Origin of the sequence: Brassicibacter mesophilus (assembly GCF_050433385.1) — a bacterium.
Classification (GTDB): domain Bacteria; phylum Bacillota; class Clostridia; order Tissierellales; family Proteiniboraceae; genus Brassicibacter; species Brassicibacter mesophilus.
Genome location: NZ_JBNPXI010000002.1, coordinates 411842 through 423698, shown reverse-complemented (window position 1 = coordinate 423698; position 11857 = coordinate 411842). Strand labels below are relative to the sequence as shown.

Sequence of the window (11857 nt, the reverse complement as noted above, 5' to 3'; positions counted from 1 at the left end):
ATAAAGTGCTTACACCACTTGATATACAGAACAAAGAGTTTAAAAAAGGTATAAGAGGCTATAATGAAACAGAAGTAGATAGCTTTTTAGATGAGATAATAGTTGATTATGAGAACATTTACAAAGAAAATATAGAGCTTAAAGATAAGATCGGATTGCTAAATGATCAGATTAAGCATTATAACAAAATTGAAGAGACTCTTCAAAATACATTAGTTGTTGCACAAAGCACTGCTGAAGAAGTAAGTATAAATGCAAAAAAGAAAGCTGAGTTAATAATTAATGAGGCTGAAGATAAGGCGAGAAAAATCATTGAAAATGCACAAACTGAAGTTATAAAAATAAAGAATGAATATGAATCTGTGAAAAAAGAGATGGTTGTTTTTAAGACTAGATTCAAAACTTTACTTCAGTCACAATTAGAATCCATTAGTGATTGTTGTCAAGATATTGAACAAACAAATGAAGATACAGAAGTGTAATAAATGAATAATATTGTTTCTATATTGACTGAAAAGGATATGTATTTCATATACAATCCTTTTTTTATTTATTTACATACTTGACACGATAACTAGGGATTATATAATAATAAGGTGATATATTTATAGTTAACAATAAATTTATATAAATAATTTGGTCGTATACGATTAAATTAGTAAGTACTATTGGAGGAATTAACATGGAATTAAGCTTAGTTAGTAATAAAAATAATGAAAAAAAAATAATAGACTTAGGTGACGGTGTTTCGATTGGAGGAACTGATTTTACAATAATAGCAGGTCCTTGTGCCGTTGAAGATGAAGCACAAATTGAAACAATTGCTAAATACTTAAGCTCATTGGATATTAAGATTTTAAGAGGAGGTGCTTTTAAACCTAGGACTTCTCCGTATGCTTTTCAAGGGCTTGGATATAAGGGACTAGAGCTTTTGAGAAAAGTGGGAGATAAGTATAATATGAAAGTAATTTCTGAAATAATGGATCCTAGAGATGTTACTAAATCTTACGAATTTGTTGATATATATCAAATCGGTTCAAGAAATATGCAAAACTACAGTCTTCTAAGAGAAATTGGAAAAACTAACAAACCTGTATTATTAAAAAGAGGAATGACAGCAACCTTAAAGGAATGGTTGATGGCAGCAGAATACATTGCTATAGAAGGTAATGATAACATTATTTTGTGTGAAAGAGGTATACGAACATTTGAAAATTATACAAGAAATACATTAGATTTAACTGCTGTACCAATAATCAAATCTCTAAGCAAGTTACCTATCATTGTAGATCCTAGTCATGGAACAGGAAGAAGAGAATTGGTTACACCAATAACAAGAGCTGCAGTAGCAGCTGGTGCCAACGGCATCATGGTTGAGGTTCACCCTAATCCATGTGAAGCTTTATCAGATGGCATGCAATCTTTAGAACTTAATGAAGTACCTAAATTATTAAATGAAATAAAAACAATAAAAGAGTGTATTGATAGGCTTGATAAGTAATAATAAATCACTTTTCCACATCGTTCCTCATAATATATATAAATAAATGATCTATTACTAATTAGAGCTATTAAATATATATTATTATGCTAGGAACTGAGGTGATCAATATGTCTAGTTCACAGGAAAATATGTATACGGATTACCTATTATTTTTCTTTATATTACTAACCAAAATTTGGGGTGGTAGATATAAAAAAAATAGCTTGTTATTTTTCTATTTGCTTCTAGCTTTTTACACATAGAAGTATATATGCTTAAAAGTTATTTTTTATCATAACTTTTAAGCTTTATTTTTTTTGAATAAATATAATATAATATATTATATTTATTATATATAATTTATAATAAGTTCCTACTTATAAATTATATATTAAAGGGGAAATTATAAAGAGGGGGATTAAAATGAATGATGATAATAGAGAAATTGAGAAGAGAATAGAGCAGCTCGCCACTAATCTAGAAAAATCTAAGATACATGAATACGTAGATTTTGTAAGCAATAAGAGAAGGTTACTCTATATCAATTTTATTGGTGGATTGGCAAGAGGTTTTGGTATGGCAATAGGATTTACAGTACTAGGCGCTATTGCTATATATGTATTACAGAAGATAATTACATGGAATATACCATTAATTGGAGATTTTATAGCAGATCTAGTAAGGATTGTTCAAGAAAATCTATAGGAGGACTTTATGGATAAACAAAAACTAAGACATTTTAAAAAATTGTTATTAGAAGAAAAAAAGGATGTACTTAATACAATAAGTCTTATGGATAATAATGAGCCTAATGCTTCCATGCAAGAATATTATGATGAGTTATCAATGTACGATAATCATCCCGCTGATTTAGGAACGGAGATGTTTATGGTAGAACAAAATATGAATCTTAAGAATAATGAAAAACTGACTTTAGATGAAATAGAAAAGTCTCTAGAGAAAATAGAAAATGGCACTTATGGGAAATGTGAATTATGCGGTAAAGAAATTGGTTTTGATAGACTTGAAGTATTACCACATGCTAATATATGCATTGATTGTGCCGAGGATAAGATACCAATTGACGAAATGATGGATTATAGACCTAAAGAAGAAGAAAACTTGCAATTTCCTTTTGGAAGAACATTTAAAGACATATCGGAAGAAGATTCAGTTGAATTTGATGGTGAAGATAGTTGGCAATCAGTTGCAAGATTTAATGATGTACCAGGAGATCCTTCGTTTACTACAGGCGATAATCTCGGTGTTTTTGATGAAGTTGATGCAGGAATCGTGCAATCGGTAGAACAAATTTCTGAAGGATACTATAAAGGACAGATTGCTGGATTAAATAGAGAAGATATACCTGACGATCAAAAGAAAGATAAAGAAAGATAAGAATAAAGCATTTTAGCTTATGCTGGGTTTGTGTTGCTAAAACCTAGCTTAAGTATTTTTTGCGCTTATAGTTGTAAAAATTGACGATATAACTTAGAATAGAATATATATGAAAAATTAGGGAGGCAGAATATGTTTTACATAATAGGAATTCTAATGCTTATATCAGATCAAGTGAGCAAATATTATGCAGTTGAACTACTTCGAGGTCATGAACCTTATGTACTGGTAGATAATTTTTTACAACTAAACTATATAGAAAATTTTGGAGCTGCTTTTGGAATACTTCAAAATAAGCAATTATTTTTTATAATATTGACCACGTTTGTAATAATAGGTATACTCATCTATATTAAGCTCAATACTAAATTAAGTAAACCAATGATATTTGCATTAGTAATGGTTGTTTTTGGAGCCTTAGGAAACTTGATTGATAGAATACGATTAGGGTATGTAATTGACTTTATAGATGTTAAGTTTGGTAACTTCTATGATTTTCCTGTGTTCAATTTTGCTGATAGTTTTATAGTAGTTGCAACTATTATTATTATGTACCTAGTATTATTTGAAAAATATGAAGTATAAAGAAAGAGTGATGTTATGGAGATCATAGAAATATTTGCTGATGAAGAAGATAATGATCGTATAGATATATTTTTAGCACAAGAGTTAAATGAAATTTCTAGAACGTACGTTCAAAGATTAATTAAAGATGGATTAGTAAGAGTAAATGATAGATTAGTTAAGCCCAAATATCTTGTTAATGAAGGTGACCATATTCTAGTTCAGTTACCTGAACCCAAAAACTTAGAGATTGTTTCTGAAGATATTCCTATTGATATAATCTATGAAGATGAGGATATAGCCATTGTAAACAAGCCGCAAGGTATGGTTGTACATCCTGCCCCTGGTAATTATAGTGGGACTCTTGTTAATGCGCTTTTATTTCATTTAAATAATTTATCTACTATTAATGGGATTATTAGACCTGGAATAGTCCACAGAATAGATAAAGATACTTCAGGATTACTAATGATAGCAAAGAATAATTATTCTCACTCATTTTTATCAGAGCAGCTGAAGGAACATTCTATAACTCGAAAGTACCTTGCACTTGTTGATGGCAATATAAAAGAAGATAAGGGAACAATAAATGCTCCTATTGGAAGACACCCTGTTGATAGAAAAAAAATGACTGTAACAGAAAATAACAGTAAAGAAGCTGTAACTCATTTCACTGTCCTTGAAAGATTTATTGACTATACATTAATACAAGCACAGCTTGAAACAGGTAGAACACATCAAATAAGAGTACACATGTCTTTTATTAAACATCCTGTTACTGGTGATCCAGTATACGGAAGCAAAAACCAGAAATTCAGATTGAATGGACAACTTTTGCATGCAAAAACTTTAGGATTTATTCATCCGCGTACAAAAGAATATATAGAGTTTAGCTCTGAATTGCCTAACCACTTTATTGATGTCCTTAGTAATTTACGAAACACAAAAAAGCACTAGACAATAATGCCTTTTTGTGCTAGTATAGTATGAAGTGTGTAATCCTTTAACTTGACCCTGAGAGGTTGATAAGGTTATGATTCATGGTATAGTCCAATTATAGCTTCTTATCAGCCAACTGATAGGAAGTTTTTTTATAATCAATAGGAAAGTATTTGATTTCTTCAGAAAGGCAGGAGGTGAAAAAATGGAAACTAAAGCTATTATTATGGACGAAAGCGGTATGAATAGAGCTACAACCAGAATTGCTCATGAAATACTTGAAAAGAATAAGGGTATAGATGATATTATTCTTGTAGGAATTAAGACTAGAGGAATACCATTTGCTAATAAGATAGCAGAAAAAATAAAACAAATTGAAGGCAAGCAAATTCCAACTCTTAGCATAGATATTACTCTTTATAGGGATGATCTAACAGAGATAAATGATAGGCCTATTGTTAATTCTGAAGAATTTAATTATGATATATCAAACAAAATAGTGATATTAGTAGATGATGTGCTTTTTACTGGCAGAACAGTTAGAGCTGCATTAGATGCATTAGTCGATAAAGGCAGACCCCAAAAAGTTCAATTAGCTGTTCTAATTGATAGAGGTCATAGGGAGCTTCCAATTAGACCTGATTTTGTAGGTAAAAATGTGCCTACTTCTCATGAAGAGATAGTAAGTGTAAGATTTAATGAAACTGATGGTGTTAATCAAGTATTGATAAATAAACAATAAGCACCTTTTAAATCAGTCCCGAGAGGCTGAAAAAGGGAGATTATTTCTCCCTCCCAAATTATATCGAGGAGGTTTTTTTATGCAAAAAAATGGAATAATTGAAAAAAATAATAATATTGAGGTACACAGCAATGATAGATCACCTGCAAGAAGAATAATATTGGCTATACAGCATGTTATAGCGATGTTTGGTGCTACAGTACTGGTACCAATGTTGACTGGTCTTAATCCTGGTGTTGCTCTTTTTACAGCAGGGGTTGGTACAATTCTTTTTCATCTTGTAACAAAAAGAAAAGTTCCAGTTTTTCTAGGCTCAAGCTTTGCGTTTATTCCAGTAATACAAGTTGTAAGTCAGCAATATGGGGATCTTAGATATGCACAAGGTGGAATTATCGTCGCAGGTGCATTATATTTGGTATTTTCCTTACTAGTAATGGTGTTTGGAGTAGATAGGATAAAAAGTTTTTTTCCACCAGTAGTTACAGGACCAATGATTATAGTAATAGGCTTAGTACTAAGTCCTGTAGCACTTCAAATGGCTTCGTCAAATTGGACAGTTGCTTTTGTAGTAATTGCAACAGTAATCTCAGTATCAGTTTTTGCTAAAGGATTTTTTAAAGTTATTCCTATACTTTGTGGAGTTATTGCAGGGTACGTGTTTTCAGCAATAATTGGTATAATTGACTATACTCCAATTGTACAAGCTAAAGTTCTTAGTATTCCAGCATTTACAATGCCTAAATTTAGCATTGGAGCAATAGCTATCATTGCACCTATAGTACTTGCCGTATTTATGGAGCACATTGGTGACATAACAACTAATGGTGCAGTAGTTGGTAAAAACTTTTTTGAAGATCCAGGATTACACAGAACGCTTCTAGGGGATGGATTAGCAACTATGTTTGCTGGACTTGTTGGTGGACCAGCAAATACGACATATGGAGAAAATACAAGTGTATTAGCAGTTACGAGAGTTTATGATCCTAGTATATTAAGATTAGCAGCAGTGATTGCAATAGGTTTAAGTTTTATTGGTAAAGTCGGAGCAATTCTACAGACTATACCAGTTCCAGTTATGGGTGGAGTAAGTATAATTCTATTCGGTATGATTGCAAGTGTAGGGATTAGAACGATTTCTACTGCGAACGTAGATTTTTCTGATAATAGAAACCTTATAATATCAGCAATAATACTTGTAGCTGGCATAGGTACAGAGTTTTTAAAATCTAACCCTGACTTTTCAGGAACTATAGGGATCCAGATTACACAAAACATTCAGATAGTAGGATTGAGCTTAGCCGCACTAATTGGTGTTATTGCAAACAAAATACTCCCAGATAGAGCTTAATCAATAATAAAAAAACTCCAATTATTGTAAGCAATAATTGGAGTTTTTTATCTGATGATAAAATTATTTTAATCTTCAATCCTTTTTATTTTATTAACTACTTCAGACTCAGGGGTAACGTATATAGTATTGTAATAATCATATATTACCATTCCTGGCTTAGCACCATTTGGCTTTTTAACATTTTTTCTCTCTGTATAGTCAATAGGTACATTACTTGACATCTTTGCTTTACTATAATATGCAGCAAGTAAAGCGCCCTCAATAATTGAACTTTCTGGTATTGTATTGTTTTTACTTTTAATTATTACATGGGAGCCAGGGATGTCTTTAGTGTGCATCCATAAGTCTTCTTTATTTGCAATTTTAAGAGTAAGATAGTCATTTTGTTTATTATTTTTTCCAACAAATATTTCACATCCATCTGTGGATATGAAATGGTGAGGTCTGGAGGTATGAGACTTGCTATCTTTTTTCTTATTTTTCGAAACACTTCTTTTAATATACCCCTCATTCTGTAGTTCTTCCCTTATTTCGTCTAACTCATTGAGCTCGGTACAGTTATCCAAGGACAATAATATGTTTTCAAAATACTGCACTTCTTCTTGAGTTTTTATCAATTGTTCGCTTACAACCTCATGAGCATTTTTTAACTTATTATATTTTTTATAATACTTTTGAGCATTTTGGGATGGAGATAGACTTGGATTAAGCTTAATTTTTACCTTTTCTAAGTTCTGGCTATAATAGTTTTCTAATTCTATTTCACTTTGCTTTCTTTCTATTCTATACATATTAGCTGTAATTAAGTCTCCATAAATTTTATATTTTTCTCGCTTATTTGCTTGAATTAGCTCGTCTTTTTGCTTTGCAAGCTTGTTTAGAGCTCTCTCGTATTTATTTGAAACTAGCTTTCTCAAATCAGTAGATTTTTGTTTTATCCTATCCATTTTATCACGTATATTATAAAAATCTTCTAGTAGACAACTTACTGAATTATATTTCTCTATAGGTAAGTTCCCGTATTGTGAGAGAACAACAGAAGAAAAAGCTATTACATCAAATCCATTTTTACTTTTAATCATAATTGGAGTAAATTTGCTGTTTTTAACAGCATCGTATATTTTTTTAAAAGAAGCATATAAATTATTTATTTCTTTTTCTGTCAGCAAATTGATATCTTTAGTATCTTCAATATTTGCATTATAACAAATCTCCTTTGCGATCAGTGGGCTTAGTCCAATAAATGTTGAATACAAATATTTGTATACTTGAATTGGTTTAATTGAGCTAGGTAAAATATCACAAAATTTACCTTTGTTAATTTCTATAGGATTAAATTTATCCTGAGAAGGAGGCAGTTTATATTCAAGGCCAGGTAAAACTTGCCTTACACTGCTAACAGATAAAGGTATTCTTTTAATAGAATCTATTATTTTTTTAGATTCTTTTTCAATTAAAATTATATTACTGTGTTTTCCCATTAATTCAATAACTAGTTCTTTTGTTGTCATTATTCCCAGTTCATCTAAATTTTGAATTCCGATTTTTAATATTCTTTCAAGTGAGGGTTGATGAATACTAATTATTTTACCTCCTTGTAAGTGTTTTCTTAGTAACATGCAAAACATAGGCGGATTAGTTGGATTAATCTTAGACGATTGTGTAATATAAATTCTAGGATTGTTACTGCTTGCTGACATTAGAAGTTTAAAATTTTCCCCTTTATTCCTTATGTTTAATACTATTTCATCTTGTTCAGGTTGATATATTTTATCAATTTTTCCATCTATAATTAAAGATTGCAATTCATCAGTGATAGATTTAACCACTATACCATCTAAAGACATAATAATTCCTCCATGTTAGGTTTTAGTAAAGTATAACATCTTATTGATAAATTATAAAGATAAACATGAATTAGAGTTAATAAAGCATAAAATAAAATATTAAATATTAATATTTTGTAATATTTAGAAGGAAAATAAGATATGTTTGGAATAATCTATATAAGATTAATTATGTGAAAAGGTTTAGTAAAAAATAGATTTCATAATTATTGCTAACATGGGTAAATAAGAGTATTACTATTTGATTAGTGAATTGACACTAGTGTAATTTATGGTAAAATTGATTATAATAGTTTAGGAAGGATGAGGATATTGATAAGGAGTATGACAGGTTTCGGAAGAGGCGAAAATACTGATAGTTTAAGGTCATTTACTGTTGAGATAAAATCAGTCAATCATAGATACAATGATATTATTGTTAAAATGCCTAAACACCTTAACTATTTAGAAGAGAGTATTAAAAAGTTAATTAGAAACAAGGTGACCAGAGGTAGAGTAGAAATCTATATTAGCCTAGAATATATAAGTCAAAGTGATATTGAGGTAAAAGTAGATATTCCTTTAGCAACATCGTATAAAAAGGCTATTGATGTTCTATGTAATGAGCTCCATATTGAAAACAATATTAATATTGAACTTCTTACTAGATTTCCAGATGTTTTAAAGACTCAGAAAAGAGAAGAAGATGAGGATGAAATCTGGGCGTGTTTGAAATTAGCTATAGAAGACTCACTTAACAGACTGATATCTATGAGGATTGAAGAAGGAAAAGAACTAGCTAATGACATAATATTAAAGGTTAAGAGTATAGAAAGTATGGTGAAGCAAATAGAAGAAAGATCACCTGAAGTAGTCTTGGAATATAAGACAAAGCTATCAAACAGGATTAAAGAATTATTAGAAGAAAAGTATGAAATAGATGAGAATAAGCTGGCTAATGAAGTTGCATACTTTGCTGATAAATGCAGTATTAATGAAGAAATAGTTAGATTATATAGTCATATTAATCAAATGGTTAAATCTCTTGAAGCAGATGTGCCTGTTGGGAGAAAGCTTGACTTCTTAGTTCAAGAAATGAATAGAGAGGTAAATACTATTGGTTCTAAAGTAGGAGATATAGATATAACAAATAAGGTAGTAGATATAAAAAGTGAGTTAGAAAAAATAAGAGAACAAATACAAAACATTGAATAACACTATTATAAGGGAGGATAGAATATGAGCATAAAACTGATTAATATTGGATTTGGAAACATAGTTTCAGCAAACAGAATTGTAGCAATTGTAAGTCCAGAGTCTGCACCTATTAAGAGAATAATTCAAGAGGCACGAGATAGAGGGATGCTTATTGATGCAACTTATGGAAGAAGAACTAGAGCTGTAGTTATAACTGATAGTGACCATATCATATTGTCAGCAGTTCAACCTGAGACTGTTGCACATAGATTGAACAGTAAGGATAACGCAGACATCGAGTAGAATAAAAAGAAAGAGGAGAATCAGATGAGTAAAGGATTGCTTATTGTGGTCTCAGGTCCATCAGGAGCTGGTAAAGGAACAATATGTAAACAGTTGTTAGAACAGAATGATGATATTAACCTCTCGATATCGGCAACTACTAGAAAACCAAGAGTTGGAGAAATTGAAGGGAAAAATTATTTCTTTATAGATAGAGAAGTTTTTGAAAATATGATTGGGAATGGAGATTTTTTGGAACATGCTTATGTTTATGGTAACTACTATGGTACACCAAAAAAATATATTATTGACAAGTTAAATGAAGGAAAAGATATTTTACTAGAAATAGATATTCAAGGAGCACTTAAGGTAAAAGAAATTTATCCAGATGGAGTTTTTATTTTCATCTTACCTCCTTCTATGGATGAACTTAAAAGTCGTATTGTAAACAGAGGAACAGAATCTGAAGAAGCTATTTCTGAAAGGTTTCAGAGTGCATATAACGAAATAGAATATGTTTTCAAATATGATTATGCTGTATTAAATGATGAGATTGATTTGGCAGCGAAAAGAATTGAATCTATAATAATGGCAGAAAAATGTAAGGTGAATAGACAAAAAGAAATTATAAAAGGAATCTAAGGAGGTATTTTATGTTATATCCTTCAACTAAGGAATTATTAGAAAAAGTCGATAGCAGATACACTTTAGTTATGCTTGTCTCAAAAAGAGCAAGACAGCTGGTAGAGGGGGGAAGTCCTTTAATTGATGCAAAAACAAGCAAACCTGTTTCGATTGCAGTCCAAGAAATAGCTGATAATAAAATATTCTATACAAGATCAGAAGAAAATTTCTGTAAGTAGTGAGGTGTTCTTATTGCTTAAAGGTAAAAATATTGTTATGGGAGTTACCGGTGGAATTGCTGTATACAAAGCTGTAGACGTAGTAAGCAGACTAAAAAAGCTTGGAGCAAATGTTGATGTTATTATGACTGAAGCTGCAACTGAATTTGTAACACCCTTAACATTCCAATCCTTATCGCAAAATTATGTTACAGTTAATATGTTTAGTGAACCAAAGAAATGGGAAATTGAGCATATTTCTCTAGCTAGTAAGGCTGACTTGTTTTTGGTTGCTCCTGCAACTGCTAATATTATTGGAAAAATTGCTAATGGAATTGCAGATGATATGTTATCTACGACTATAATGGCTACAAAAGCCAAGGTTGTGTTTGCTCCTGCAATGAATACTAATATGTATACTAATCCTATTTTTAAAAGCAATAAGGAAAAACTAAAGTCACTTGGTTATGAATTTATAAAGCCTGGATGTGGCAGATTGGCTTGTGGTGACTACGGTGAGGGTAAAATGGCCGAACCTGCTGATATAGTGGACTATATAGTTAATATGTCTTCAAATAAAGACCTTTCTGGAAAAAAATTTGTAGTAACTGCAGGACCAACGATTGCTCCATTAGACCCAGTAAGGTACTTAACAAACTATTCAAGTGGCAAAATGGGTTATGCGCTAGCTCGACTGGCTCATGAAAGGGGAGCTGAAGTTACACTAGTGAGTGGACCAACAAACTTGATGCCTCCTGAAGGAGTTGAGATTGTAGGAGTCAATACTACAATAGATATGTTTAATGCTATAGAAAAATTGTTTGATGAATGTGATGTCCTGATTAAAGCAGCAGCACCATTGGATTATAGACCTAAAACTGTAAGCAATCATAAGATTAAGAAGAATGATGATGAAATGGATATAAAGCTTGTTAAGAATCCTGATATAGCATTACATTTTGGGAAACTAAAGAAAAAGCAAATTATAGTAGGGTTTGCTGCAGAAACGCAGAACGTTATTGAAAATGCAAAAAAGAAGATTGAAAAAAAGAACTTTGATTTTATAGTTGTTAATGATGTATCAAAAGAAAATGCTGGATTTAGAAGTGAAACAAATATTGTTACGATATTGGATAAAAGCGGCAATCAACAAGATTTTCCAATGATGAAAAAGGATGAGATAGCTAGAATTATTATAGACAAACTAGCTAATCAACTGATATAGTTATGTTT

14 protein-coding genes are annotated in these 11857 nt (G+C 30.9%); 13 read left to right on the top strand and 1 reads right to left on the bottom strand.

All coding sequences use genetic code 11. The features are described from left to right. Window positions 1-5: 5 nt before the first annotated feature. The 8 genes from HNR33_RS04730 (at window position 6) to HNR33_RS04695 (ending at window position 6474) form a co-directional block, all read left to right on the top strand. Window positions 6-482 (top strand): DivIVA domain-containing protein, encoded by a 477-nt coding sequence (locus tag HNR33_RS04730; protein ID WP_429080598.1) that lies wholly within the window; start codon window positions 6-8, stop codon window positions 480-482. 149 nt (window positions 483-631) lie between these two features. Continuing rightward, window positions 632-1501 carry a bifunctional 3-deoxy-7-phosphoheptulonate synthase/chorismate mutase gene (locus HNR33_RS04725; protein WP_429080723.1) on the top strand — a complete coding sequence of 290 codons (870 nt, stop codon included), beginning with the start codon at window positions 632-634 and terminating at the stop codon, window positions 1499-1501. A 405-nt stretch (window positions 1502-1906) separates the two neighbouring features. Then, complete coding sequence (locus HNR33_RS04720; protein WP_429080595.1) at window positions 1907-2188, top strand: DUF5665 domain-containing protein; 282 nt, start codon at window positions 1907-1909, stop codon at window positions 2186-2188. A gap of 9 nt (window positions 2189-2197) precedes the next feature. Next, entirely contained in the window at window positions 2198-2881 is a 684-nt protein-coding gene (locus HNR33_RS04715; RefSeq protein ID WP_429080593.1) for a TraR/DksA C4-type zinc finger protein, read from the top strand. Between the two features lie 132 nt (window positions 2882-3013). Beyond that, window positions 3014-3466 carry a signal peptidase II gene (gene lspA, locus HNR33_RS04710; protein ID WP_429080591.1) on the top strand — a complete coding sequence of 151 codons (453 nt, stop codon included), beginning with the start codon at window positions 3014-3016 and terminating at the stop codon, window positions 3464-3466. A 15-nt stretch (window positions 3467-3481) separates the two neighbouring features. Beyond that, window positions 3482-4402 carry an RluA family pseudouridine synthase gene (locus HNR33_RS04705; protein WP_429080588.1) on the top strand — a complete coding sequence of 307 codons (921 nt, stop codon included), beginning with the start codon at window positions 3482-3484 and terminating at the stop codon, window positions 4400-4402. Between the two features lie 187 nt (window positions 4403-4589). Continuing rightward, a complete protein-coding gene (pyrR, locus tag HNR33_RS04700; RefSeq protein WP_429080587.1) occupies window positions 4590-5126 on the top strand; it encodes a bifunctional pyr operon transcriptional regulator/uracil phosphoribosyltransferase PyrR in 537 nt (178 codons plus the stop codon). A gap of 79 nt (window positions 5127-5205) precedes the next feature. After that, window positions 5206-6474: a uracil-xanthine permease family protein gene (locus HNR33_RS04695; protein WP_429080585.1), complete on the top strand. Its 1269-nt coding sequence runs from the start codon at window positions 5206-5208 to the stop codon at window positions 6472-6474. Between the two features lie 68 nt (window positions 6475-6542). Here the strand turns inward: HNR33_RS04695 and HNR33_RS04690 are convergent, their stop codons facing one another. Continuing rightward, window positions 6543-8324 (bottom strand): Rqc2 family fibronectin-binding protein, encoded by a 1782-nt coding sequence (locus HNR33_RS04690; RefSeq protein ID WP_429080584.1) that lies wholly within the window; start codon window positions 8322-8324, stop codon window positions 6543-6545. Window positions 8325-8627: 303 nt separating this feature from the next. Here HNR33_RS04690 and HNR33_RS04685 point away from each other — a divergent pair, with 303 nt between their 5' ends. From HNR33_RS04685 to coaBC, 5 genes are read left to right on the top strand one after another with little or no spacing between them, the layout of a single operon-like run. Next, window positions 8628-9518, top strand: a complete 891-nt coding sequence (locus HNR33_RS04685; RefSeq protein ID WP_429080582.1) for a YicC/YloC family endoribonuclease — start codon at window positions 8628-8630, stop codon at window positions 9516-9518. Between the two features lie 30 nt (window positions 9519-9548). Next, a complete protein-coding gene (gene remA, locus HNR33_RS04680; RefSeq protein ID WP_429080720.1) occupies window positions 9549-9803 on the top strand; it encodes an extracellular matrix/biofilm regulator RemA in 255 nt (84 codons plus the stop codon). Between the two features lie 24 nt (window positions 9804-9827). After that, window positions 9828-10424: a guanylate kinase gene (gene gmk / locus HNR33_RS04675; RefSeq protein ID WP_429080580.1), complete on the top strand. Its 597-nt coding sequence runs from the start codon at window positions 9828-9830 to the stop codon at window positions 10422-10424. 11 nt (window positions 10425-10435) lie between these two features. Continuing rightward, window positions 10436-10645, top strand: a complete 210-nt coding sequence (gene rpoZ / locus HNR33_RS04670) for a DNA-directed RNA polymerase subunit omega (protein WP_429080577.1) — start codon at window positions 10436-10438, stop codon at window positions 10643-10645. 13 nt (window positions 10646-10658) lie between these two features. Further along, window positions 10659-11849 carry a bifunctional phosphopantothenoylcysteine decarboxylase/phosphopantothenate--cysteine ligase CoaBC gene (gene coaBC, locus HNR33_RS04665; RefSeq protein ID WP_429080575.1) on the top strand — a complete coding sequence of 397 codons (1191 nt, stop codon included), beginning with the start codon at window positions 10659-10661 and terminating at the stop codon, window positions 11847-11849. Window positions 11850-11857: the final 8 nt, after the last annotated feature.

What these genes read in the sequence shown, in the direction of transcription:
- HNR33_RS04690 (WP_429080584.1), bottom strand. Translation starts at nt 8,324, where the DNA reads ATGTCTTTAGATGGTATAGTGGTTAAATCTATCACTGATGAATTGCAA.
- HNR33_RS04720 (WP_429080595.1), top strand. Translation starts at nt 1,907, where the DNA reads ATGAATGATGATAATAGAGAAATTGAGAAGAGAATAGAGCAGCTCGCC.
- HNR33_RS04695 (WP_429080585.1), top strand. Translation starts at nt 5,206, where the DNA reads ATGCAAAAAAATGGAATAATTGAAAAAAATAATAATATTGAGGTACAC.
- gmk (WP_429080580.1), top strand. Translation starts at nt 9,828, where the DNA reads ATGAGTAAAGGATTGCTTATTGTGGTCTCAGGTCCATCAGGAGCTGGT.
- HNR33_RS04705 (WP_429080588.1), top strand. Translation starts at nt 3,482, where the DNA reads ATGGAGATCATAGAAATATTTGCTGATGAAGAAGATAATGATCGTATA.
- rpoZ (WP_429080577.1), top strand. Translation starts at nt 10,436, where the DNA reads ATGTTATATCCTTCAACTAAGGAATTATTAGAAAAAGTCGATAGCAGA.
- HNR33_RS04715 (WP_429080593.1), top strand. Translation starts at nt 2,198, where the DNA reads ATGGATAAACAAAAACTAAGACATTTTAAAAAATTGTTATTAGAAGAA.
- pyrR (WP_429080587.1), top strand. Translation starts at nt 4,590, where the DNA reads ATGGAAACTAAAGCTATTATTATGGACGAAAGCGGTATGAATAGAGCT.
- HNR33_RS04685 (WP_429080582.1), top strand. Translation starts at nt 8,628, where the DNA reads ATGAGGATATTGATAAGGAGTATGACAGGTTTCGGAAGAGGCGAAAAT.
- lspA (WP_429080591.1), top strand. Translation starts at nt 3,014, where the DNA reads ATGTTTTACATAATAGGAATTCTAATGCTTATATCAGATCAAGTGAGC.